The sequence below is a fragment of the Rugamonas rubra genome, assembly GCF_900114705.1.
Lineage (GTDB): Bacteria > Pseudomonadota > Gammaproteobacteria > Burkholderiales > Burkholderiaceae_D > Rugamonas > Rugamonas rubra.
Genome location: NZ_FOTW01000006.1, coordinates 382,728 through 406,220 on the forward strand (window position 1 = coordinate 382,728; position 23,493 = coordinate 406,220).

A 23,493-nucleotide genomic window follows, 5' to 3' on the forward strand; every position below is an offset into this window, starting at 1 on the left:
CTCCTTAAACCGACACAATGTCGGCGGCGGCGGCGCGCGCGGCGGCCGGCGCGGCGGCGCGGCCAGTGCCGCCCGCTGCGGCGGCGTGGCGCACCTGCAGGAAGTAGACGTCCTCCAGGTCCGGCTCGACCATGACGAAGCCGTCGTCCGGCTGGCTCTCGGCGTAGACGTTGATCTGCGGCTTGCCGCCGACCAGGCGGCTCGACAGCACGTTGAAGCGGCTCTGGTAGCCGGCCAGCTGCTCGGCCGCCACGCTGCGGCGCCAGACGCGGCCCTTGAGCGTGTCGATGGCGGCCTGCGGCTCGCCCTGGATCAGCACCTCGCCCTTGACGATCAGCGCCATGCGCGGGCACAGGTCGGTGACGTCGTCGACGATGTGGGTCGACAGGATCACCACCACCTGCTCGCCGATCTTGGCCAGCAGGTTGAGGAAGCGGTTGCGCTCGTCCGGGTCGAGGCCGGCGGTCGGCTCGTCGACGATCACCAGGCGCGGCGCGCCCAGCAGCGCCTGGGCGATGCCGAAGCGCTGGCGCATGCCGCCCGAGTAGGTGCCCAGGCCGCGCTTGCGCGCCTCCCACAGGTTGGTCTGCTGCAGCAGCGCCTCGACCGCCTCCTTGCGCTCGCCCCGGCCGGCCAGGCCCTTGAGCACGGCGAAGTGGTGCAGCAGCTTCTCGGCGCTGACCTTGGGATACACGCCGAAGTCCTGCGGCAGGTAGCCCAGCTGGCGGCGCAGCCCCTCCTTGTCGGCCAACACGTCGAGGCCGTTGAAGTGGATGCTGCCGCTGTCCGGGTCCTGCAGGGTGGCGATGGTGCGCATCAACGAGGACTTGCCGGCGCCGTTGGGGCCGAGCAGGCCGAACATGCCGTTCGGGATCTCCAGGCTCACGTTGTTGATCGCCTTGACGCCGTTGGCGTAGGTCTTGTTCAGCCGTTGAATGGTTAGCATGCGGCCACTCTCCTGATGGTCCTGGGACGCGGTGGTCGACCGCCTGGTCGGCGGTTCCTTATGGGCGCGGCGGCGTGCACCGCGCGCTGGCGACACTCTAGCCCGCCATGCGAAATTGGCATTGTTTTTGCGACAAGCGGTCGCTTTGGCGGAATGGACGGCGGATTTGTGGCGGATAGTCGCGCCGTTTCCTTGTTCCCGCTCAAGGCGAACGGTCTTGCCACGTGTATTACAGTAGTGATACAGTGATTCACATGAACTTCGACATCGCCCCCGCCGCCGCCACCCCGATCTACCGCCAGATCGTCGACCAGGTGCGCCGCTTGGCCGCCAGCGGCCAGCTGGCACCCGGCGCCGAGCTGCCGTCGGTGCGGGCGGTGGCGCAGCAGCACGCCATCAACCCGATGACCGTCAGCAAGGCCTACAGCCTGCTGGAGGCCGAGGGCCTGCTGCAGCGCCGGCGCGGCCTGGGCATGGTGCTGGCCGAGGCGGCGACGCCGGCCGCCGCCGGCGACAAGGCGGCCCTGCTGCGCCCCGCGCTGGCCGGCGCCGCGCGCATGGCCAAGCAGCTGGGCCTGAGCGACGCCGAGGCGCAGGCACTGTTCCAGGCCTGTCTGCAAGACCCCTCTTCGAAAGCACCGTATGAGCACGACTGACTACGCCATCGAGGCGCTGCGCCTGACACAGCGCCACAACTTCCACACCGTGCTCGACGACGTCACGCTGCGCGTGCCCGCCGGCGCCGTGGTCGGCCTGGTCGGCCGCAACGGCGCCGGCAAGTCCTCGCTGCTGCGCTGCCTGGTCGGCCTGGAAGAGCCGGAGAGCGGCAGCGCCTTGCTGCTCGGCTGCGCCGCGCTGGCCCTCGACGACGCGGTGCGCCGCCGGCTCGGCTACGTGGCGCAGACGCCCGACCTGTTCGACTGGATGAACGTGCTCCAACACATACGGCTGATCGGCCGCGCCTACCCGCGCTGGAACGAGGACCGCGCGCTGGCGCTGGCGGTGCGGCTCGACCTGCCGCTGCACGGCCGGGTGGCCGAGCTGTCCGGCGGCGACCAGCAGAAGCTGGCCGTGCTGCTGGCCCTGGCCCACGAGCCGGACCTGCTGCTGCTCGACGAGCCGGTCGCCAGCCTCGATCCGCTGGCGCGGCGCGAGTTCATGCGCGCCCTGTTCGCCGCGCCGAGCCGCGACGACGCCGAGCCGCGCACCGTCGTCATCTCCAGCCACATCCTGAGCGACCTGGAACGGGTGGTGTCGCACGTCGCCTTCCTGCGCGACGGCCGCCTGCAACTGTTCGACGCCTGGGATGCGCTGCTCGAGCACCTGCGCCTGCTGCCCGACGACGCGGCCGCGCCGCCGCAGGCGGCCTTCGTCAGCCGCAACACGGCGACGCGCCAGTTGGTGATCGACAGCCGGCGCGCGCCCGCCTGGGCCGGCGCCGGCCGCGCCATGACGCTCGATGAACTGTTCGCGGAGCTCAACGCATGAACACCGAACGCCTGGCGCTCCACCCGCCGCAAAAAATCCTCGGCCTGAAACTGCTGCTGGCGATGGGCGGCGTGTATTGGGTCTGCCTGCTGCCCTTCACCACCGCGGCGCAGCCGGCCGGCGCCGCCGGCGTCAGCCTGCTGTTGGTCTTCGCCTGTGTCGTGATGGCGCTGTTCGGCCGCGCCCACGTGGCGGCGCTGGCGCGCGGCGCCGCCGTGCTGGGCGGCCTACGCACGCCGGACCTGGTATGGCGCCTCTGGTTCGCCGAGGCGATGCGCGGCAGCATGCGCGCCTGGAGCCTGCTGCTCACCGCGCTGACCATCCAACTGGCGCTGCCCGGCACGTCGATGCACGTGGCCAGCGGCGCCGCCCTGCTGTCGCTGGCGCTGGCCCTGAGCGTGCTGCTCTCGTTGGCACGGGCCGGTTGGCTGGCGCGGCCGCTGGCGCTGCTCTGCTACGCCGGCGCCGGCGCGCTGCTGGCGGCGCTGGCCACGCGCGCCGTCCGCCAGGGCCTGGCCGCCACGCTCGACGCCATCGGCACCCTGCCGGCGCCGCAGCTGCTGGCCATGCTGCTGTGCTGGCCGGCGCTGGCGCTGTGGATGAAGCACCGCTGGGGCCGGCTGCCGCCGCGCCCGCGACGGCGCGCGCGCGAAGCGCCGGGCGGGCTGGCGCGGCGCCTCGGCGGCCATCTGCAACGCTACCAGGTGCTGCAATGGAACCAGCAGGGCCAGCCGATGGCACCGCAGGGCGGCGGCGCCGTCATGCGCGCCGTGGCGCTGCTGGGGACGGCGTTGCCCGCCATTGTGCTGCTACTGCTCACCACGCCGGCCAGTTGGGGCGAGCCGCTCCGCCTGCAGCACTTGCTGGCGCTGGGCTACGTCAGCGGGTTTAAGGTCTCCACGCTGGTCGCGCGCGACCTGCATTGGCGATACATGTTGCGGCCGGGCGGGGGGCGCGGCGGCCTGTTGGCCAATCAGCTGCTGCTGCCCAACCTTGACGTGCAGCTGGCGACGCTGCTAGCCGGCGTGCTGGCCTATGCGCTGCTCCAGTATGGTTGGAACGAGCGTCCAGCCACCGCCATCCTGCGTGCGATCGGCGAGCACACACCCATTTTGATCGAGCTGTTGTTCGTCACCAGCGCCGGTCTGATGTTGCGCACGCTGGTGATTCGATCATGGATATTCGTCCTGGTGTACCTTGCGATACTCGCCTTGGGATGCGCCAGTGTTCTGCATTTCGGCTACGACAAGATGCCGCTGTTGTTCAATGCCGGCCCCGGCTACGCGCTGGCGCTGCTGGCCGCCAGCCTCGCCTTGTTGGCGGTGGCAAAACGGCGCTGGACGCCGCAACGGCTGGCGCCCTTCCTGCAAGGCGGCCGCCGCGCCGGTTGAGCAGCCGAACTGGCTACTGGCAGTGGTCGTCGACCCAATCGGCGCCGCTGGCCAGGCAGCGTTGCAGCTCGCGTTGCAGGCGCTCGGCCTTCTGCCGCAGCGCCTGGCAATCGCGGTTGCCGGTCTCCGCCAGCGCCAGACACTTGTCGGCCTTGTCCAGCGCCGCCTTGTAATTGTTTTGCCCCATGTCGCGCTCGGCCTCGGCGAGGAAGCGGCGCGCCGTCTGCGCGTTCTGCGCCACCGCCGGCGAGGTCGTCAACAGCGTTGAGCGGGGCGCCTCGACGCGGGCCGGCGCGGCGGCCTTCAGTGCCGCCGCGTTGCCGGCGGCCGCGCCACCCTGCCCTGATTCCTGCGCCGACGGCTGGCCCAGCAAGGTCGCCTCCAACAAGCGCGACAAGGCGTCGCGCAGCGTTCTGATGCGCGCCTCGGCCTCCGGCCGCTTGAGCTTTTCGGCCGCCAACAGCTTGCTCTCCAGGCAGACGCGGTCGCTGCGGTTCAGGCAGGCCTGCGCCTCGTCGAGCAGTTGGATGACGCGCTGGCCGTCGATGCGTTCGTCGCGCTCGCGCGTGTCGGCGTCGTCGCCCCACTTCTTGCGGAAGGCCGCCAGGCGGGCGGCGGCCTTGTCCAGCTGGCCGGCGCGCACGGCGTCGTCGATTTGCGGGCGGGCGTCGTTCCAGGCCTTGACGCGCAGGCGCTTCTTCTCGCAGGTGGCCGCCGCGCCGAAGATGGCGTCCTGCAGTGGCTTGAGCTCGCTGGCGCTGGCCTTGCTGGCCTTGAGCGTGACCAGCGCGGCGCGGGCGTCGTCCAGCTTGCACTCCGCCGCCAGCGCGGTGGCCGCCTCGATGCGCGCCGCCAGCTTCTTGTGCGGATCGGTCGGCTTGGCGACGATCCAAATTCCCAACAGCGCCAGCATCACCGCCAGCCAGGTGCCCTTGCCGATCGGCTTGCGCAACGGCGGCCCGAGACGCCGCTCGCCCGAGCCGGGGGCGGCGGGCGGTATGCGCATCGGCTTGGGACCCAGATCGACCTTCGGCCGCGATGCCGACGCGGGTATCGGTGCTGGTACAGGTGCGGGCGCCGCCGCTGGTGTCGGCGCGGGAGTCGGCGCCGGGCTTGGCGCGGGCGCGGGTGCCGGTGCCGGCGCAGGTGCAGGTGCGGCAACTGGCGCGGCCAGCGGAACCGGAGCAGGCACAGGCGCGGCTACCGGAACTGGAGCAGGCGCCGGCGCCGGCGCGCGCCCCGCCTCGGCGGCCTGGCGCGTGCCGCAGTAGGGGCAGAACGCCACCGCGCGCGGGAAGCCCTTGCCGCAGCCCTGGTTGATACAACGATAAATCACTTCAGCCACTTCTTCACCTTGCTGTTATTCCGGATCGGGAATGTCGTCTTCCGGGTCGGGAATGACCGCCTCGAACAGGGCGGCCAGTTCGGCCATGTCGCCGGCGGCCTTCCACTGGTCCACGCGCGGCACCCACAACATGTTCCACACCTTGGTGGCGGCGTCGATCTCGCCGTGGACGATGCGCTGGCCGATCTCCTCCAGCGAGTACGGGCCGTGCTGCACCTTGTTGAGGAACACCTTGTAGCTGGCCGGCCGCTTGGTTACCGGCAGATGGTACTGCATCGCCTGGGCGGCCTGCTCCACCGCCGCCTTGTGCAGCGACGGCCCCGGCGGCTGGGCGGCGCCGAACACGCCGGCCGCCTGCGTCTCGCTGACCAGGTACTCGGGCTTGAGCACGCGCTTGTCCGCGCTCTGCTGCACCTCCCAGCTGTAGGCGTCGCTGGCCGAGTCGGCCACCTGCTCGCTCCACTGCGCCAACAGCCCCGTCGCCGTTTCGACGGCCTGCGCCGACACCGCCGGGTTCAAGCCCTGGGCGCGGCGCAGCCAGGCGTCGTACAGGCGCTTGGCGGTGATGTTGGGCAGCGACGGCGATGGCAGCTCGGCGCCGGTCTCGTCGACGTCGAGCTTGGGCTGGTAGACCTTCAGCTGGTAATGGCGCATCAGCGCCGCCAACAGCAGCAGCTGGCTGGCACCGGCGCGGGCCAGGCGTTGCTGCACCGCCGCCACCACCTGCTCGCGGTAGTAGGCCGGCAGGCCGTTGGAGCGGATGGCGAACTCGTTGCCGATCTGGAGCCACTCGCCGGAGCCGGCCTCCACCTCGAACAAATATTGGCCGCGCGGCTGGAAGCTGGCCTCGCGGTCGGACAGGTCGGGCTTGCGCTTGACCACGCCCAGCGCGATCGCCTGCAGGAACCACTCGTAGTCGTCGGCCAGGCGGTTCAACTCGTCCATCGACGGCGCGATCGGATGGCGGAAGCGGGTCGAGTCGAAATGCAAATGGGTCGGGATCTTCGGGTTCTCGATCTGGTAGGAGGTGCGCCAGGTCGGCAGGCCGCGCAGCACCGTCATCGGGAAGCCGGACAGCTCGATGTAGCAGACCGCCTTGCCGACGATGCCGGTGTTGACGATGCTGACCAGGTCGCCGTGGAAGAAGCCGGTCGGCACGGCGGCCTTGATCTCGGCCTCCATCTTGCGCCAGGCGTTGGCGTCGCCGACGCCGATGAAGCATTTGAACTGGTCGGCCTTGGGCGTGAACTCGGCCGAGAAGCGCGCGTTCACCCACGGCATGGCGCTCTTGATCCACTCGTTGAAGGTGCGCTGGCGCTCCGGCGCCGACATCGCCGCCAGGCGCTCCAGCAGCGGATCGACGGGTTCGCCGTCGACCGCCTGCTCGCGGCTCAGCTGCGTCTGCGCGCGGCGGAACAGCTTGAGCAGCAGCGAGGCGCGCAGGCGCTCGTCGCCCAGCTGCGGGAACAGCCGCGCCGAGCCGCCGAATTCGAGCAGCACTTCCTCGCTCCAGCTGCTGATGTCGCCGGTCAGCTTGACCGGCTCGGGCAGCGTGTCGCTGGCCAGCTTCATGTAGGTGGCGTGTTCGTGCTGGGCGTCGGCGCGCAGCTGCTCGATGCGCTGGTCGACCGCGCCCAGCATCGCCTCGACGCAGCGGCGGCCATCCTGGAACTCGCCGGCGATGCCGCTCCACACGGGCTGCCCCTGCTCGTCGACCGAGGTGGCGTCGCCCAGCCAGGTGGACATGGCGCGCAGCACCTCCATCGCCTGGCCCGCGGCCACGGCCAGCAGGTGGAAGCGCAGGTAGTCGGCGATGTCGCGCTTGAGGTGGCTCATCACCTCGCGCGCCTGGGCGTCGCGGCCGAACATTTTGCCGGCCGCCTGCGACAGGTTGTTGAGCGACTCCTCGACCTGGCGGGTGCGCAGCGCGTCGCGCATGTCGCGGTAGCGCTTGCCGTTGCGCTCGGCGCAGGCCAGGTCGCGCTGGGCCACGCGCGACTTGATCTGTTCGAGCAGCGACAGGACGAACTCCAGGCCGCCCTGCTTGCGGTCGTCCAGCAGCGCGTACAGCTGCTCGCGGCAGCGCCCCTTCAGGCGCAGCAGCAGCTCGGCGGTGTGGCGCTTGATGCGGTCCTCGCTGGTCTCGGCGGTGGCGCCGGCCTCGCGGATGGCGTCGCGCTCGAGCTGCGGCAGCAGCTCGGCGACCTTCTCGCGCCAGACGTTGAGTTCGTAGGCGCCCATGATGCGGTCGATCTCCAGCTGCACCTTGCTCTCGACGCGTTCGAGCAGCGAGCGCTCGTCCTTGTCCATCAACAGGCGGTCGGTGAGCGCGTATTCCTGGAAGGGCGTGACGTCGACCGTGCCTTTTTTGAAGTCGGGGAAGGTGTCGAAGGGGTGCTCGGCCATCGCCATCTGCTCGCGCATGAAGATGTCGCGCTCCTGGTCGCCGGCGCGGCGGGCCGGCGCGCCGTCGCTGCCGACGATGCCGAAGAAGGCCTTGACCATCAAGGCGGCCAGCTCGTAGGCGCGGATGTCCTCGCGCAGGCTTTGCTGGGTGTCCAGCACGGCCTGGCCGAAGGCCGAGTAGACCTTCGAGTAGGACAAGCGCATGTCGCCGAAGCGCTGCTCCGGCACGCGCGGATTGAACGGCCCCAGCTTGTGCTGCTGCTGGTTGACCGCCACCGAGCGCTTGCGGTTGGCGAAGTCGGCCGAGGCGAAGTCCTCGAACAGCGAGTCGGCCACCATCTGGTAGACGTCCTTGACGTCCTGCGTCGCCTTGTTGGCCAGGTTGGCGGTGTCGACGAAGTAGACGTCGTCGAAGGGCGCGCCCTTGCCGACCAGGCTGTCCGGCTCGGCCCAACGCACCTGCGCGTTCATGTCGCGCATCGCCGTCTCCAGCTCCATCATGGTGGCGTAGGCGTTGGCCTCGGTGCGCTCCTTGTTGGCCTTGGCGTAACCGGAGGGCATGAACATCACCAGGTCGACCTGGCTGTCGGACACCTCCTGGCGGGCGATGGCCTTGGCGATCCAGCCCAGGTCCATCAGGCTGCCGGCGCCGGTGCCGCCGGCGTTGGAGCCGATGACGACGATGCGGAACTTGGAGGTGTCCACCGTCAGGCCGAGGCGCTGGTAGTTCTCCTTGCGCTCGTTGCCGGCGTTGGAGCTCAGGAAGTTCAGCGCGCCCTTGATGCGGCCGCGCAGCTTGGGGTATTTGTCGAACAGGTAGAGGCGCGCCACGGCGCGGATCTGGCCGGCGCCCTTGGACGGGTCGATGCCGAGCGAGCGCAGCTTCTTCGGCCGCAGCGGCATCCACTGCTCGATCAGAGGGAAGCGCGCCAGGCTGTCGTCGGACTCGTGGTACTGCTGCAGGTCGATGTGCTCGACCAGGCGTTCCTCGTCGCTCAGCTTGACCAGCTCGTACCAGGGGTCGCTGCGCTGCGACTTGCCCTCGTCGATGACGGCGCCGCTGTCCAGATCGAAGTGGAGGAAGCGCGCCACCGGGAACTGGCCGATCGACTCGACGCGGGCCGGGTTGTGGCGGTTCCACACCGCCGACAGGATGCGCCGGCGGATGCGCATCATCACTTCCATGCCGGTGCCGCCGGCGCCGATGAACAGGGTCGGCCGCAGGTCGACCTTCAGTTCGGCCTTCTTGTCGGCGCCGCCGAGGATGCTGCTGGAGCTGGGGAATTCTGCCATGGCGTTCTCTCGAAAAGGTTAGCGGCGGCCGGTCAGCCAGGCGCCGACCAGGGCGGCCACGCCGAGCAGCAGCAGGGTGCCGGTGATGGCGCCGCTGAGGAATTTACTCGCGTTCATCACCGCCAGCACGACGGCGGCGCTGACGAAGCCGAGGCCGCAGAACAGCAGCCAGCCGGAGGTGTCGGCCGAGGACGGCGCCACGCGGCGGCGCACCAGGTGGTTGCTGAAGGCGTTGCGGGCAAAGAAGAACACCAGCAGCAGCACCAAGAAGACGGCGCCGGCGATCAGCTGGTCGCGCGCCGAGGTGTCGGTGGCGGGCGCGCCCTGCACCGGCGCCACCTCGATGCCGTTGGCGTTGGTGCCGCTCGTGCCATTCGTGCCGGCGGCCGGCGACGGCGTGGTGATGTCGACCGGCTTGCCGGCCGCCGACGACGCGGCCGAAGCCGAGGCCGGCGCGCTGGCGCCAGGCACCTTGAAGCCGGGGTCGGTGTTGGCCTGCGCCAGAAGGATCGGTTGCTCCGTGCTGCCTTGCTGAGTGTTTTGCATGTTCTTTTCCTGATGTGTTCAATGGCCCAGGCGCACCTGCGCGCCGTCGCGCAACTGCGTCAATGTGTGGCCGAATAGGGTCGTGCGCAACTCGGCCACCTTGTTGCCGGCCTTGTCGAAAATCGGTGTCTGCATGCCAGCCTTGCTGTGCATGGTGCGCGGCTCGCCCTCCACCGTCAGCGCCACCTTGCGCATGCGCGTCAGGCCCAGCACGGCGGCGGCCACGCCGGCCAGCAACGCCAGCATGGCGCCGCCCAGCGCCAGCAGCGGGCCGAGGCCGAAGTGGACGCGCACGTCCAGCGGCAGCACGGCGCGCGAACCCTGCACCTGGCGGGGCGGGGTGAAGATGTCGGGCAGCGGGTCGCCGGGGAACAGCGCCGCCATGCGCTGGCGGAAGGCCTGCGACAGTTCCAGTTTCTGCTCGCTGAGCTGTACCTCGATCTGGCCCGGCATCACGTACGCCGAGCCGGCCGACTTGAAGGCGGCCAGCGACCAGCTGCCCGGCAGCTGGGCCACCGGCAGCTGCATCTCGGACGCCAGCGGCTGGCCCTGGCCGGGCGCCAGCGCGCGCACGCTGTCGGTGCCCAGGCTGATCGGTTTGTCCTCGCCGGCCAGGCGCGAACGGGCCGCCAGCGTGGCGCTGCTGATCGTGTAGGGGTAGATGGTGTTCTCCAGCCGCCAGGCGATCTTGGCGCGCGGCGCGGTGGCGCCGGCGTCGATGTCGGCGCGCAGCGAGCCGTCCGGCGTCATCGAGAAGGCCACGCCGGGCGCGTTGTCCACCTTGACCGGGGCCAGGCGCACGGTGTCGCGGTCGAGCGGCTTGAGGCGCGCCGGCGGCTCGGTGACGACCCGTTGCAGCCGGCCCGAGCGCAGCAGCGCGTCGAGCTGGCGCGCGCCCTGCTCGTGGATGGCGAACACGTATACCATCAGGCCGTTGGCGCTGTAGCGGCCGGCGTGCACCGGCATCTTCAACGGGAAGGCCAGCGCGGTGCGGATCGCCGCGCCGTGGTGGATCAGCTGGTAGAACTCGCGGTTGCGCTGCGCCGTGGCCTGGTCGTTGTTCGGGCTGTTCTTGTTGTTGGTGAACAGCCAGACCAGGCCGGGCTGGCGCGCCAGGGCGGTGTCGATGGCGGCGCCGACGGCCTCGCCCAAGTCGGTGTCGGCCAGCGCGGCGCTGCCCGGCTTGTGCGCCGTCTGCAGCGCGGCCAGCGCCTGCGCCACCTGACGCCGGGGCGGCTCGGCCTCGACCTTGGCGGCCAGCAGCGCGCGCGGCGACGGCGCGCCGGGCAGGCTCTGGTTGAAGGCGGCCAGCACCAGCGCGTCGCCCGGCTGGGTGACGGCCAGCACCACCTCGGCCACCAGCGCCTTGTACTGCGAGGCCGGGTCGCTGTAGAACGGGTCCATCCAACCGGAGTTCTGCACCAGGAAGACGTGCGCGGTCGGCGCCGGCGCGGCCGGCGCGGCGGACGCCAACGCCGCCAGAGCGACGGACAGCAGCAGGCCGGCGCCAGCGAAGGCCCGCGTCACGCCGGCGCCTTCAAATGCCAGCCGCGCATCTCGTTCCACTTCGGATGGTGCAACCACAGGCAGCCGTCGTAGACGAAGGGCACGCAGTCGCCCGGATGGCTCAGGCGCGCCACCTCGTCGAGGATGACGTTGCGCTGGCCGACCCATTCGATGAAGGTGCGCGGCAGCACGTCGCCGTCGAGCGCCGCCTCGGCCGTGCCGGGGTAGTGCTCGATGCGCAGCACCAGCCCGCAGGGTTGGCTGCGCGTGCTGCTGACGTTCTCCAGCAGCGGCAGCACCAGCGCCTCACCCTTGGTCTGGTCCTCGACGTGCTCGGGCTCCCAGGGCTCGTCCTTGACCTGGTGGCCACGGCGGAACAGCAGCGTGCCGAAGCCGAGGCGGGCACCGCCGATGCGCTCGATCTGCCCGCCGGCGCGGCCCAGTTCGAGGAAGCAGTAGCTGTGGCCGTCGTGGCCGATCAGCCACAGCAGGCCGTGGCGGCTCTTCACCGGGCCGCCGAACTGCAGGCGCGGCTGCCAGCCCTGCGGCCAGGCCAGCCACTGCGGATCGGTGCCGGGCAGCCAGACCAGGTGGCCCTCGGCGTGCAGCCAGATCAGTTTGCCGTCGTAGCTGAAGGGGCGCGACCAGCCGGCCAGCGGCGCGGCGCCGCCGGCGCAGTCCTGTAGCTCCGGATCGGCGCCGTCCGGCAGCGCGCTCCACAGCTGCACGCCGGCCGGCCCCTCGAGCAGGCAGGCGATCTGCCGGCCCACCGCGCCGGGCGCCGCGACCAGGGTGGCGGCGTACAGCAGCTCGGTGCTATAACTCTCGTTGAACGGGTTGATGCGCAGGCGCAGCAGGCCCTGCGCCGACGGCACCACGGCGACGTCGCCCCGCCGCGCCGGCGCGGCGGCGCTCGACGACAGCGGCAGCCAGGCGTAGTCGGAGCGGATGAAGGACAGGTCGGCGGCGTCCCGCTGCGGCGCCAGCACCAGCCAGCGCGCCGCCAGCGGGTCCCAGTACTGCAGCACGTTGCGGCTGTAGGCCAGCGCCAGCAGGCGCGGCGCGGCGAAGCCGAAATGGGCGGCGGCGAACACGCACAGCGCGTTCGGCGGCGTCGGCAGCTTGCGCTCGGCCTGGCCGACGGCCGGCTCGGCCGGCCGCGCCTCCAGGCTGGCGGCCAGCGGCAACGCGCTGATCGGCAGGCCGTGCGGCACATGGCGCGGCAGCGGAGAGTCGGCGGCCGCCAGCGCCTTGCTGCTGGCGCCCCACCAGGCCGGCTGGCGCGCGCCGGCGCCCGCCGGCGCGGCCGGGCGCAAGGCCTGGCCGCACTGCGGGCAGAAGGCGAAGCCCTCGGGGTAGACGGCGGCGTGGGCGCAGGCCGCCGGCAGCGCGGCGCCGAGCAGCTGCGCCAGATCGGCCAGGCGGCCGGGCGCCTGCGCGCTCGAGTCGAGCGGCCCCAGGTCCCTGCTGTCGGCCAGTTCAAACTGGCCGTCCTGCCGTTCCAGCCAGACGCTGTCCGCCGTTTCCCATCGATATGCCATGTCGCTACTCAATCCGGAGCCACTCCGTTGTCGGATGATTACAAAGTTTTCGTGCCGGCACTGTCGCTGCGCACGGGGGCCGGCGGCAGTTGCCCATCGAATAATAGCGCAAGTGGCCAAGGGGACGGGACAAAAAAGCGGGCTTCTTTGCGATCCGGCGCGACGCCGGCTTTGCCCCCGGCTGCGGCGTGGCGGCCGGGTGCGAAGGCGTGGGTGCTGACTAGCGTTGCACGAGCAGCAGCTTGATCCCCAGGCCGATGAAGGCGGCGGCGAAACCGCGCCGCAACCAGGTCAGAATGGGGGCGCGCGACAGCACGTGCTCGCGCACGCGCGCCGCGAAGACGCCGTAGCCGGCGAAGACGACCAAGGTCATCGCCATGAAGACGGCCGACAGCTCCAGCATGAGTTCGGTGGGCCGCGCCGCGCCGTCGGGCACGAATTGCGGCAGGAAGGCGAGGAAGAATATCGACAGCTTGGGGTTGAGCATGTTCACCCAGATCGCCTGCCACACCACCGCGCCGGCGGAGCGCGCCGGGCCGTCCGCCTCGATGCTCAAGGGGCCGTGCGCCTTGAGCGTGCTCCAGGCCAGGTAGAGCAGGTAGACCGCGCCGGCGTACTTGATCGCCGCGAAGGCGGTGTGGTTGCTGTGCAGGAGCACGGCCAGCCCGGTGATCGCCGCCAGCATGTGCGGCAGGATGCCGAGCGTGCAGCCGACGGCCGCGTACAGGGCCGCGCGCGCGCCGGACGACAGACCGGTGGCCACGGTGAGCAGCACGCCGGCGCCGGGCGAGGCGACGACGACGAGCGAGGTGAGCAGGAACTCGAGGGTCATCGGGCCGGCCCTCCGGCGGTCTTGCCGGCGCGCGGCGGTTGCGCCGTGCCGGGCTGGCCGCCGGCGCGGCCGGCGGCGCTGCGCACGCTGTCGCTGGGGGCGATGCGGATGCTGGCGCTGTGGGTGTTGGGGGATCTCAAGGTGGCTCCTTCGGTTGGGGGGATGAGCCCCCATCCTCGCCGCCCGGGATGCCGCCGTCTTGAATGAAATTGCAGGCCGGCGCCTCAGGCTAGGCTAGCGCCTTGGCGTAGCTGCCCGGCGCCATGCCGAAGCTGCGCACGAACAACCGCGTCATGTGGCTCTGGTCGGCGAAGCCGCTGGCGGCGGCCGCGTCGGCCAGCCGCACGCCGCTGCCGATCAACTGGCGCGCCCGGTGGAGGCGCCGCTGCACCAGGTAGGCGTGCGGCGTCAGGCCGGTGGCGCGGGCGAAGCCGCGCAGGAATTGGAAGCGGCTCAGGCCGGCCTCCCTGGCCAGCTGCGCCAGCGTCGGCGCGGCGAGGGGATCGTCGTCGATCATGGCCCGGGCCGAGGCGATGCCGGCAGGCACCGCCGGCAGGCCGCCGCGGCGGGGCTGCAGCACGGCGCCCAGCATGAGCAGCAAGGCCTGCTCGGTGGCCAAGCCGTCGCGGCCGGCGTCGGGCGCGGTGACGGCGCGGAACAGGCGGCCGAACAGCGGCACCATGCGGCGCTCGCTGAAGGTGGGCGCGGTGAATTCGCAACTGGGGGGAAGGCCGATGTCGGCGGCCAGCTCGGCGACGATGGCCGGCGCCAGGTAGAGCATGCGCCAGGCCCGGCCGGCGTCGCCGATCGGCGCGCCGTCGTGCACCTCGGCGGGGTTGACGGTGACGATGTCGCCGGCGCCGGCCTCGACGACGCCACGGCCGCTGGCCGATTTCTGCGCGCCGCGCAGGATCAGGCCGACGCCGAACTGCTCGTGGGTGTGGCGGCCGAAGGTGAGCGTGGTGTCCGCCGCCACCGCTTCGATGCCCGGAGTTTGGCTGCGCAACAAGCTGACTCGTTTGCCGTCCATCGCGCCGCCGGCCGCCGGGGTTCTTCGCTTATTTATAGATGCCGACGCCGATCACGTACTCGCCGACCTTCTCGACGTAGGTGTTCTTCTCTTCCAGCTTCTTGCTGATCGAGTTGGGCCAGACGTAGGTGACCCAGCCCTTGCCGGCCGGGCTGTTGCCGAGCTTGAGGAACTCCTTGATCGGGAAGACGCCGCCGGCGCTCAGCTCCATCAGGTTCTTGTTGACCATCTTGGCGTTCTGGCCGTGCGCCAGCGCCACGCCCTCCTTGTCGAACATGAAGACGTACAGGTCGCCGGCGATGAACTCGCCCTTCGGATCGTTGAAGGCGGCCACCGCCTTGTCCTTGCCGTTCTTTTGCAGGAAGGCGCCGGCCTTCTTGACCATCGCCACGGCCTCGTCGGCGGTGCCGCGCTTGGGCGCGTCCTCGGCCATGGCGGCGCCGCCGCCAAGGCTCAGTGCGAACAGGGTCAGGCCGAGGAATCGAATCAGGTTTTTCATGGTGCGTGTCTCCAGGATGAAATGGGGGCGCTCCGGTCTGCTGACCGTGTGGTCGCCGCGAGGCGGCGCGTGGCGCGCCGCTACTTTCCACCATACCATGGCGCAGGCGGCGATTTCATTTCTCCGGAAAAATATTACTTCTCGGCACAACAGCGCCGCGGGCGCGCGGCGCGCGGCCGGGCGCGTGTGTGCCGATCAGCCGATCTTTTTCGGCGGCGGCGGCGGCGTCCACAACACCACCTCCTCGGCCGGCGCGCTGTCGAGCGCGTCGGAGTATTCCAGCCAGCGCAGCAGCGAGGGCATGCGGCGCACGTTGATCGACTTGCCGTTGATGTAGCCGACCTGCTCGAAGTTCTCCGGGTCGCACACCATCTTCGACACCGTCGGCAGGTTCTCGGCCAGGCGGTCGTAGGCCTTGCGCGCCTTTTGCGCCCAGCTGGCCAGCGCCGGATCGTTGAAGCGGTTGCTCTCGAAGTAGATCGTCAGCGTGCGGTCGTGGTTGCCGAAGCCGACCACGGCGGCGCCCTTGCGGATGGTCTGCAGCAGCTCTTCCTTGATACTCTGGCTGGGGACGAACAGCGCCGAACGGCTGCTGTCGGCATCGGGCCGGCCCAGTGGTAAATCCTGTCCGAGCATTAAACTCATCGAAGCATCCCATTCTTATCGGTTTTTGACGTCAACGCGCCCCGGCGTGCCCCGGCGACGGGGCCGCGTGGGCGCGCGGCGGAATTGCTTTGGTCCAAGGTGGCGGCCGGGCGTCTGACCCGGGTCAAGTTGCCCTTAGGCTATATTTGATTGAATTCTACATCGCACCCCTGCCCTGTACAAGGAGAAAGCACAGACATGGAAGCCGTCTGTTGCGGGCCGTATAATGGCGGGCTGGTCCGGCGCGCCCTGCGGCGCCGGCCGCGCCGCCATTTTGCCGCCCCCTTTTGCCCGAATCCGCCCATGAGCCAGACCGCCACCGCCGCCGCCGCCCTTTCCGCCGAATCTTCCGCCGCCCCGCCGGCCGGCCGCTACGGCGCCATCGCCGACAGCGAGGTCGCGCGCGCCGCGCGCCACGTCGCCGACCTGCTGGCGCTGGCCGTCGAGCACGGCCCCGGCCATGCCGCGCTGATCGTCTACGACACCCGCTGCGACCTGAACCTGGCGCTGACCGAGGCCTACCGCCGCGCCGCGCCGGAGGCGACCTTCGTCGACTTCGACAGCGTCACGCCGGAAGCGGTGCTGGCCGCCTTCGCCGCCATGGCGCCGTCCGACCTGGTGGTGCTGATCCAGTCGACCAGCTTCCGGCTGGAGGCCTTCCGCATCCGCATCGAGCTGTTCAAGCGCGGCCTGAAGGTGATCGAGCACGTCCACCTGTCGCGCATGCCGGGCGCCCAGGGCGAGTACTACATCGACTCGCTGGCCTACGACCCGGCCTACTACCGTGGCGTCGGCCACGCGCTGAAGGCGCGCATCGACCGCGCCCGGTCGGGCCGGGTCGACAGCGGCGGCGAGCAGCTGGTGTTCGGCTCGCCGTTCGAGTCGGCCAAGCTGAACATCGGCGACTACAGCGGTATGAACAACGTCGGCGGCCAGTTCCCGCTGGGCGAGGTGTTCACCGAGGCGCAGGATTTGGAGGCCGTCAACGGCCGGGTACGCATCTTCATCTTCGGCGACACCTCCTTCCACGTCAACCGGCCGGCCGCGCCGATCACCCTGATCGTCGAAAAGGGCCGCGTCGCCGGCGCCGAGAACAGCACGGCGGAGTTCGACAACATGCTGGCCATCATCCGCGCCCACGAGGGCGAGGTCTGGTTGCGCGAACTGGGCTTCGGCATGAACCGCGCGTTCTCGCGCAGCCGGCTGGTCGACGACATCGGCACCTACGAGCGCATGTGCGGCATCCACCTGTCGCTGGGCGCCAAGCACGGCATCTACGCCAAGCCGCAGTTCAAGCGCAAGGACACCCGCTACCACGTCGACGTGTTCGCCGTCACCGAGGCGGTGTATCTCGACGACGAGCGGGTCTACCAGGACGGCGCCTGGCAGGTCGCGCAGTAGACTACAAGCCGGCGGCCTGCAGCGCGCGCTCCCACGGCGGCAGCGGCTGGTACTCGGCCACCAGGAAATCGATCAGCGCGCGCACCTTGGGCGAGGGCTGGCGGCTGGCCGGATACAGCGCGCTCAGATGGTTCAACGGCAGCTGCCAGTCGCCCAGCACCGGCACCAGCGTGCCGTCGAGCAGGGCGCGCCAGGCCAGGAAGCTGGTGTTGTAGACGATACCCAGGCCGCGCTCGGCGGCCTGCTGCAGCACCAGGCCGTTGTTGGCGGTGAAGGCCGGCGTGACACGCACGGTGTGCTTCTCCTCGCCGCGCGTAAAGTGCCAGCGCGGGCCGTCGGTCAGGTGGCTGAAGTGCAGGCAGCGGTGGCGCTGCAACTCCTGCGGCGTCTGTGGATGGCCCCACTTGGCCAGGTAGGCCGGGCTGGCGCACAACACCGCGCGGCACGGCGCCAGCGTGCGCATCGACAGCGCCCGGCTGTTGGGGATGCCGCCGACGCGGATGGTCAGGTCGAAGCCGTGCTCGATCGGGTCGAGCAGGGCGTCGTCGACGCACAGCTGCGGCGTCAACTGCGGATGCGGCAGGCTGAAGCGGGCCAGCGCGTCGGCCAGCCAGGCGCTGCCGAAGCTGGACGGCGCCTGGATGCGCAGCGGCCCGGCCAGCTCGGTGCCGGCGTGCGTCAGCACCCGCGCCGCCTCCTGCGCCTGCGCCACCGTCGCCATGCACGGCTCCAGATAGGCCAGGCCGGCGTCGGTCAGGCTGACCTCGCGGGTCGAGCGGTGCAGCAGGCGCGCCTGCAGCTTCTCCTCCAGCTGCATCACCTGCTTGCTGACCATGGCGCGGGTCAGCCCCAGGCGGCGGCCGGCCGCGCTGAAGCTGCGCAAGCGCGCCACCTCGACGAAAATCTCCATTGCGCGTAGTTGGTCCATGCGGCGATTGTCGCCAATTTTGCGACAATGTGTCAACCGTTTGGCGATTGTCCGGCCCGGCGCGGCGTCTTACAATGGCCACCTGCCCCCTTCCCCACCCGCCCCCTGGAGCCGCCATGCTGACCGACCAACAAAAACAAGACTATCAACGCGACGGCTACCTGGTGCTGCCCGGCTTCAAGAGCCTGGACGAGATCGCCCTGCTGCGCGCCCGCGCCGCGCAGATTGTCAACCAATTCGATCCGACCGAGGCGGCCGGCATCTTCACCACGCGCGAGCAGGAAAAAAGTACCGACGACTACTTCCTCGGCTCCGACAACACCATCCGCTGCTTCTTCGAGGAGGAGGCCTTCGGCGCCGACGGCCAGCTGAAACAGGACAAGTCGCTGTCGATCAACAAGATCGGCCACGCCATGCACGACCTCGACCCGGTGTTCCGCGCCTTTTCGGCCGACGCCCGGCTGGCCGCCGTGGCGCGCGACCTGGGCCTGGCCGACGCCCGCGTCTGGCAGTCGATGTACATCTTCAAGCAGCCCGGCATTGGCGGCGAGGTGCGCTGGCACCAGGACGCCACCTACTTCGACACCACGCCGATCAGCGTCACCACCTTTTGGTTCGCGCTGGAGGACGCCACCCTGGACAACGGCTGCCTGTGGGCCGAGCCGGGCGGCCATCGCGGCCCGCTGCGCGAGCGCTTCGTGCGCCACGGCGACCAGGTGGCGGTGGAAAAGCTCGACGGCACGCCCTGGCCGGACGACAGCACCGCCGTGCCGCTCGAATGCAAGGCCGGCAGCCTGGTCTGCTTCCACGGCCTGCTGCCGCACTACAGCGCGCCGAACCGCTCGCCGGTGTCGCGCCACGCCTACACGCTGCACGCCACCGACGGCGCCACCGCCTACTCGGCGCGCAACTGGATCCAGCGCGACGCCGCCTTCCCGGCGCGCGGCTTCATCTAAGGCCGCCATGCAAATCCTGATCTTCGCCCCGCACTGGGGCAGCAACGAACTGGCGCCGCAGGCCTTCATCGAGCGCGTGCTGGAGGCCGGCTTCGACGGCATCGAGATGTCGCTGCCGCAGGAGCCGGTGGCGCGCGCCGACTGGCTGCAGCGCATCGCCGGCGCCGGCCTGGGCCTGATCGCCCAGCAGTGGGAGACCGTGTTCCACCCCGGCTTCGAGGCGCAGCGCGGCGCGCTGGCCGAGCTGCTGCACAACGCCTGCTCGGCGCGGCCGCTGCTGGTCAACTCGCACACCGGCAAGGACTACTTCACGCCGGCGCAGAACCGCGAACTGATCGAGCTGGCCGACGCCATCGGCGCCCAGTACGGCGTGACGGTGCTGCACGAGATCCACCGCAGCCGCTTCAGCGGCCACCCGATGCTGCTGCTGCCCTACCTGGAGCGGCTGCCCGGGCTGCGCCTGACGGCCGACCTGTCGCACTGGTGCTGCGCCTGCGAGTCGCTGCTGGAGGACCAGCCGGAGACGCTGGCGGCGGTGCTGCCACGGGTGCGCCACATCCACGCCCGCGTCGGCCACGCGCAGGGGCCGCAGGTGGCCGACTTCCGCGCCCCCGAGGCGCAGCAGGCGCTGGCGCGGCACCTGCACTGGTGGGACGAGGTGGTGGCGCTGCGCCACGCCGCCGGCGCCGAGCGGATCACGCTGACGCCCGAGTTCGGCCCGGTGCCCTACACCCAGACGCTACCCTACAACGGCCAGGAGGTCTCCAACGCCTGGGAGCTCAACGTGGCGATGCTGCAGCTGCTGCGCGCCCGCTACGGCCGCGACCGCGCCTGAGCAAGCGGGGTCAGTGCCGACATTCGGACACGACCTCAACCATTTCCCATGCCACCGAGCCTCATTACTGCTGAGTCCGTGTCCGAATGTCGGCACTGACCCCGGCGGCGCTGACCCCGGCGGCGGCGGCCCCCGGCGGGGCTGACCCCGGCGGGGGGGACGGCTGGACGGCGGCCGGCAGCGCCAGCGGCAGGGTCAGCACCACGGTGGTGCCCGCGCCCGGCGCCGAGTCTATGCTGATCTTCCCCTTCAACACGGCGCCGACGATGTTGTAGACGATGTTCATGCCCAGCCCGGAGCCGCCCTGCCCCATCTTGGTGGTGAAGAAGGGGTCGAACACGCGGCGCAGCGTCTCGGCCGTCATGCCGCGGCCGTCGTCGCGCAGCGCCAAGCGCACCATGCCGCCCTCCTCGCGCCGCGCGCTGATGGTGATGAGGCCGCTGGCGCGTCCCTCGAAGCCGTGCAGCAGCGCGTTGTTGAGCAGGTTGCTGAGCACCTGCCCCAGGCTGCCCGGATACGAGTCGAACTCCAACTCCGGCGCCACGTCGAGCCGCACCGTGCAGTTGGCGCGGCGCAGCTGCACCGCGTAGGTGGCCAGGGTGTCGTGCAGCAGCTCGTCGAGGCGGAAGCGGCGCCGCTGGCCGCTGGCCTGGTCGACCGCCACCTGCTTGAACGAGGTGATCAGCTCGGCGGCGCGGGCCAGCGAGCCGGCCATGATGGCGCAGGCCTGGCGCACGTCGCCCAGGTGGGCCTGCAGCACCGAGCGCTTGACGCCGCCTTCGCCGCTCAGCTTGCGCTCGAACTCGACGGCCATGTCGCTCAGCGCGGTGGCGGTCAGCAGGCTGTTGCCGATCGGCGTGTTCAACTCGTGCGCGATGCCGGCCACCAGCGCCCCCAGCGAGGCCATCTTCTCGGCCGTGATCAGGCTCTCCTGCAGGGCGCGCTGCTCGTCCAACGCCTGCCCCAGCTGGCCGCTCAGCTCGCGCCGGCGCTGCCAGGCCACCAGCAGCGCGGCGATCAGGGTGCTGATGATGAAGCCGGCCACGGCGATCAGGCCGACGGCGGCCGGGTCGCGGCTGTAGCGCGGCCCGCCGCGCCCCTCGAAGCGCAGCACCCAGCGCCGCTCGCCCATGCTCAGCTCGAGCCGCGTGCTCAGGCCCGGCGCGGCCGGCGCCGACGCCGTCGCCTTCGCGCCCAGCTGGCCGGCGCTGTCGAACATCAGGTTGTCCTGGCTGGCCGGGGCGGCGCCGCCGTCGCGCAGGTAGCCGGCGTCGTTGACGCGCACCCGCAGGTGCTGCAGCAGCGCCGGCTCGACCACCTCGCGCATCAGCGTGTTGACGCGGAAGACGATGGCGACGAAGCCGACCAGCGCGGCGCGGCGCTGCTCGACCGTGTGCAGCGCCGCGCCGTTGCGGTAGACCGGCGCGCGGGCGACGAAGCCGGGCTGGCCGCTGGCGTCCTGCACCAGGGTGATGCGCTCGGTGGCGACGATGGCGCCGCTGTCGGCGCCCAGCCGCAGCGCGCGCAGGTGCGGCGGCAGCGCCGCCAGGTCGAGGCCGAAGGCGTTCTCGTTGCCCTTCAGCGGCTCGGTGTATTCGATCACGTAGTGCTCGCCGCGCGCGTTGGCCGGGTGGACGCGGAACTGCGGAAAACCGTCGCCGCCGTCGCTGCGGTCCTGCCGCACCGCCTCGACGAAGCCGGCCAGGCCGTCCGGCGCCACGCGGCGGACGAACTGGATGGCCTGGAAGCCGGGGTAGCGCTGGGCCAGGTCGAGCTGGCCGATGAAGCGCCGGAACTGGCCGCGCTCGATGCGGTCCTCCAGCGCGTACATGCCCTTGATGCTGAGCAGCATGTCGAAATAGGTCTGCAGGCGCACCTCGGTGTCGCGCTGCACCTTGTCGCAGTCGCGCTGGAAGCGCAGGGCGATCTGCTGCTGCTGCGCGTCGGCCACGTACAGGCAGACCCAGACGGTGAGGCAGAGGCCGACGATGAAGGCCAGGTAGCCGTAGGCGCGCATGGCCGGCGCGTGCTTGCCGGGGCTGGGGGCCGCTGCGTCCGCCATGCCGCGCGCCCTAGTGGACCGGCTCGGCGAAGCGCGCCGCGATGGCCATGAACTCCTCCTCCACGGTGAGCATGGCGTCGACCACGTCGGGGTCGAAGTGCTCGCCGCTGCCCTGGCGGATCAGCTCGAGCGCCGTCTCGTGGGTGAAGGCGGGCTTGTAGACGCGCTTGGAGATCAGCGCGTCGTAGACGTCGGCCACCGCCATCAGCCGCGCCGAGATGGGGATGGCGTCGCCGCTCAGGCCCTGCGGATAGCCCGAGCCGTCGAACTTCTCCTGGTGCGAGTAGGCGATCTCGCGGGCGTAGCGCAGGAAGGTGTTGCTGTGGCCGAGGTGCTGCTCGACGCCGGCGATGGCGTCGCGGCCGTACACCGTGTGCAGCTTCATGACGGCGAACTCCTCGTCGCTGAGGCGGCCCGGCTTGAGCAGGATGGCGTCGGGGATGGCCACCTTGCCGATGTCGTGCAGCGGCGCGGCCTTGTACAGCAGCGCGATGTTGGCGTCGCTGAGCTCCCCGGCGAAGCGGCGCTGCCCCTGCAGCTGGCGCGCCAGCGCGGCGACGTAGTGCTGCACCCGGCGGATGTGGTTGGCCGTCTCGTAGTCGCGCGTCTCGGCCAGCGAGGCCATGGCCCAGACCACCGCGTCGAGCGTCTGCCCCAGCTCGCGCGTGCGCTCCTCGACCAGGTGCTCGAGCAGCGTGCCCTGGTGGCGCAGCAGGCGGCGCGCCTGGGCCAGCTCGAGCTGGCCGGCGACGCGCGCCCGCAGCGTCTCGGCCAGCAGCGGGCGGCGGATCACGTCGGCGGCGCCGGCGGCGAAGCTGGCGCGCTCGGCGTCCTCCTGGCCGGCGGCGTGCAGCACCAGCAGCGGGATGGCGGCGGTGTCCGGGCTGGCCTTGAGCTGGCGGCACAGCGCGGCGCCGTCGGCGCCGGCCGGGCCGGCGTCGAGCAGCGCCAGGTCGGGCCGGGGCAGCTGGCCGGCCAGGCGCAGGCCGTCGGCGCCGTTGTCGGCCAGGCGCACGTCGTAGCGCTCCTGCAACAGCGCGCCCAGCCGCACCAGTTGTTCGGGCAGCGGGTCGACGATCAGGATCAAGGCCTTGCTGGGGGGATTCATAGACGACTTCTCCGGGCGGTGCGGTGCTGGGCTGTGCGAGTTTCCGACAATCATCATACGCTAGCGTTCTTGCACGCAAAACATTTTTTCGTGGAAATAGCTTGCAACTCAATAGCACGCTACCTATACTGCGGAAAATGAACCCCGCCCAGCCCACGCCCGCCATGTCCCCCTCGTCCCCAAGCAATCCCGCGCCCGCCCTCGATACCGCCCACCCGCTGCGCCAGGTGCCCCAGCTCGACGGCCAGTTGTGCTTCGCGCTATATTCGACCTCGCTGGCGATGAGCAAGCTGTACCGCAAGCTGCTGCGCCCGCTGGGCCTGACCTATTCGCAGTACCTGGTGATGATGGTGCTGTGGCAGCGCGACGGCCTGACCGTGTCCGAGGTCGGCGAGCGCCTGTTCCTCGACTCGGCCACCCTGACGCCGCTGCTCAAGCGCATGGAGGCGGCCGAGCTGATCACCCGCGCCCGCGCCGCCAGCGACGAGCGCCAGGTGATCATCTCGCTGAGCGCGCAGGGCGACGCCATGCGCACCGAGGCGGCCAAGCTGCCCGAGGCGATCATCGGCGCCACCAAGTGCAGCCTGCCGCAGGTGGTGGCGCTGCGCGAGGAGCTCAACGCGCTGCGCGCCAGCCTGGTGCAGGCGGTCTGACCGGGCGCCGCCGCGTGGCGGGCTCGGCAAAGATGGCCGCCGCGTCGTAGAATAGCCGGACCACCCACGCACCCCGGCCACG

At 70.8% G+C, this 23,493-nt stretch carries 21 protein-coding genes; 7 read left to right on the top strand and 14 right to left on the bottom strand.

What is annotated here, in order from left to right:
- Window positions 1-4: 4 nt before the first annotated feature.
- Window positions 5-946, bottom strand: coding sequence for an ABC transporter ATP-binding protein (locus tag BM252_RS06130; protein WP_093385041.1), 942 nt, complete (start codon window positions 944-946; stop codon window positions 5-7).
- Window positions 947-1,200: 254 nt separating this feature from the next.
- On the opposite strand from BM252_RS06130, the gene BM252_RS06135 reads away from it, so the two are divergent.
- The 3 genes from BM252_RS06135 to BM252_RS06145 are packed head-to-tail and all read left to right on the top strand — an operon-like array spanning window position 1,201 to window position 3,825.
- Window positions 1,201-1,602: a GntR family transcriptional regulator gene (locus BM252_RS06135; protein WP_093385044.1), complete on the top strand. Its 402-nt coding sequence runs from the start codon at window positions 1,201-1,203 to the stop codon at window positions 1,600-1,602.
- On the top strand, window positions 1,589-2,434 hold the full coding sequence (locus BM252_RS06140; protein WP_093385047.1) for an ABC transporter ATP-binding protein: 846 nt from the start codon (window positions 1,589-1,591) through the stop codon (window positions 2,432-2,434). Before BM252_RS06135 ends, BM252_RS06140 begins: the two co-directional genes overlap by 14 nt.
- Complete coding sequence (locus tag BM252_RS06145) at window positions 2,431-3,825, top strand: hypothetical protein (protein ID WP_093385049.1); 1,395 nt, start codon at window positions 2,431-2,433, stop codon at window positions 3,823-3,825. Before BM252_RS06140 ends, BM252_RS06145 begins: the two co-directional genes overlap by 4 nt.
- A gap of 13 nt (window positions 3,826-3,838) precedes the next feature.
- On the opposite strand, the gene BM252_RS30880 is transcribed toward BM252_RS06145, so the two are convergent.
- The 10 genes from BM252_RS30880 to BM252_RS06190 all read right to left on the bottom strand — a co-directional run bounded on the left by BM252_RS30880 (window position 3,839) and on the right by BM252_RS06190 (window position 15,468).
- Window positions 3,839-4,831, bottom strand: a complete 993-nt coding sequence (locus tag BM252_RS30880; RefSeq protein WP_174900433.1) for a hypothetical protein — start codon at window positions 4,829-4,831, stop codon at window positions 3,839-3,841.
- 354 nt (window positions 4,832-5,185) lie between these two features.
- On the bottom strand, window positions 5,186-8,869 hold the full coding sequence (locus BM252_RS06155) for a tubulin-like doman-containing protein (protein ID WP_093385052.1): 3,684 nt from the start codon (window positions 8,867-8,869) through the stop codon (window positions 5,186-5,188).
- An 18-nt stretch (window positions 8,870-8,887) separates the two neighbouring features.
- The gene (locus BM252_RS06160; protein ID WP_093385055.1) at window positions 8,888-9,415 is read right to left on the bottom strand and encodes a hypothetical protein; all 528 of its coding nucleotides are present in this window, start codon (window positions 9,413-9,415) and stop codon (window positions 8,888-8,890) included.
- Between the two features lie 18 nt (window positions 9,416-9,433).
- Window positions 9,434-10,942, bottom strand: coding sequence for a hypothetical protein (locus BM252_RS06165; RefSeq protein WP_245774110.1), 1,509 nt, complete (start codon window positions 10,940-10,942; stop codon window positions 9,434-9,436).
- Window positions 10,939-12,462 carry a hypothetical protein gene (locus BM252_RS06170; RefSeq protein WP_093385057.1) on the bottom strand — a complete coding sequence of 508 codons (1,524 nt, stop codon included), beginning with the start codon at window positions 12,460-12,462 and terminating at the stop codon, window positions 10,939-10,941. Before BM252_RS06170 ends, BM252_RS06165 begins: the two co-directional genes overlap by 4 nt.
- 220 nt (window positions 12,463-12,682) lie before the next feature.
- Window positions 12,683-13,294: a LysE family translocator gene (locus BM252_RS06175; RefSeq protein WP_093385060.1), complete on the bottom strand. Its 612-nt coding sequence runs from the start codon at window positions 13,292-13,294 to the stop codon at window positions 12,683-12,685.
- Window positions 13,291-13,434, bottom strand: coding sequence for a hypothetical protein (locus BM252_RS30885; protein WP_174900434.1), 144 nt, complete (start codon window positions 13,432-13,434; stop codon window positions 13,291-13,293). Before BM252_RS30885 ends, BM252_RS06175 begins: the two co-directional genes overlap by 4 nt.
- Window positions 13,435-13,523: 89 nt before the next feature.
- Entirely contained in the window at window positions 13,524-14,324 is an 801-nt protein-coding gene (locus BM252_RS06180) for an AraC family transcriptional regulator (protein ID WP_093385062.1), read from the bottom strand.
- 28 nt (window positions 14,325-14,352) lie between these two features.
- Window positions 14,353-14,823, bottom strand: a complete 471-nt coding sequence (locus BM252_RS06185; protein ID WP_093385065.1) for a cache domain-containing protein — start codon at window positions 14,821-14,823, stop codon at window positions 14,353-14,355.
- A gap of 195 nt (window positions 14,824-15,018) precedes the next feature.
- Entirely contained in the window at window positions 15,019-15,468 is a 450-nt protein-coding gene (locus BM252_RS06190; protein WP_093385067.1) for a hypothetical protein, read from the bottom strand.
- A 303-nt stretch (window positions 15,469-15,771) separates the two neighbouring features.
- On the opposite strand from BM252_RS06190, the gene BM252_RS06195 reads away from it, so the two are divergent.
- Window positions 15,772-16,869, top strand: a complete 1,098-nt coding sequence (locus tag BM252_RS06195) for a M29 family metallopeptidase (protein ID WP_245774111.1) — start codon at window positions 15,772-15,774, stop codon at window positions 16,867-16,869.
- 1 nt (window position 16,870) lies between these two features.
- On the opposite strand, the gene BM252_RS06200 is transcribed toward BM252_RS06195, so the two are convergent.
- The gene (locus BM252_RS06200; protein ID WP_245774112.1) at window positions 16,871-17,797 is read right to left on the bottom strand and encodes a LysR family transcriptional regulator; all 927 of its coding nucleotides are present in this window, start codon (window positions 17,795-17,797) and stop codon (window positions 16,871-16,873) included.
- A gap of 116 nt (window positions 17,798-17,913) precedes the next feature.
- Here BM252_RS06200 and BM252_RS06205 point away from each other — a divergent pair, with 116 nt between their 5' ends.
- Window positions 17,914-18,753: a phytanoyl-CoA dioxygenase family protein gene (locus BM252_RS06205; protein ID WP_093385072.1), complete on the top strand. Its 840-nt coding sequence runs from the start codon at window positions 17,914-17,916 to the stop codon at window positions 18,751-18,753.
- A gap of 7 nt (window positions 18,754-18,760) precedes the next feature.
- The gene (locus BM252_RS06210) at window positions 18,761-19,588 is read left to right on the top strand and encodes a sugar phosphate isomerase/epimerase family protein (RefSeq protein WP_093385075.1); all 828 of its coding nucleotides are present in this window, start codon (window positions 18,761-18,763) and stop codon (window positions 19,586-19,588) included.
- A gap of 64 nt (window positions 19,589-19,652) precedes the next feature.
- On the opposite strand, the gene BM252_RS06215 is transcribed toward BM252_RS06210, so the two are convergent.
- Together BM252_RS06215 and BM252_RS06220 are read right to left on the bottom strand one after the other, a co-directional pair.
- The gene (locus tag BM252_RS06215; RefSeq protein ID WP_174900435.1) at window positions 19,653-21,650 is read right to left on the bottom strand and encodes a CHASE domain-containing protein; all 1,998 of its coding nucleotides are present in this window, start codon (window positions 21,648-21,650) and stop codon (window positions 19,653-19,655) included.
- Between the two features lie 10 nt (window positions 21,651-21,660).
- Window positions 21,661-22,758 (bottom strand): HD-GYP domain-containing protein, encoded by a 1,098-nt coding sequence (locus BM252_RS06220; protein ID WP_093385077.1) that lies wholly within the window; start codon window positions 22,756-22,758, stop codon window positions 21,661-21,663.
- 164 nt (window positions 22,759-22,922) lie between these two features.
- Here BM252_RS06220 and BM252_RS06225 point away from each other — a divergent pair, with 164 nt between their 5' ends.
- A complete protein-coding gene (locus BM252_RS06225) occupies window positions 22,923-23,411 on the top strand; it encodes a MarR family winged helix-turn-helix transcriptional regulator (RefSeq protein ID WP_093385196.1) in 489 nt (162 codons plus the stop codon).
- Window positions 23,412-23,493: the final 82 nt, after the last annotated feature.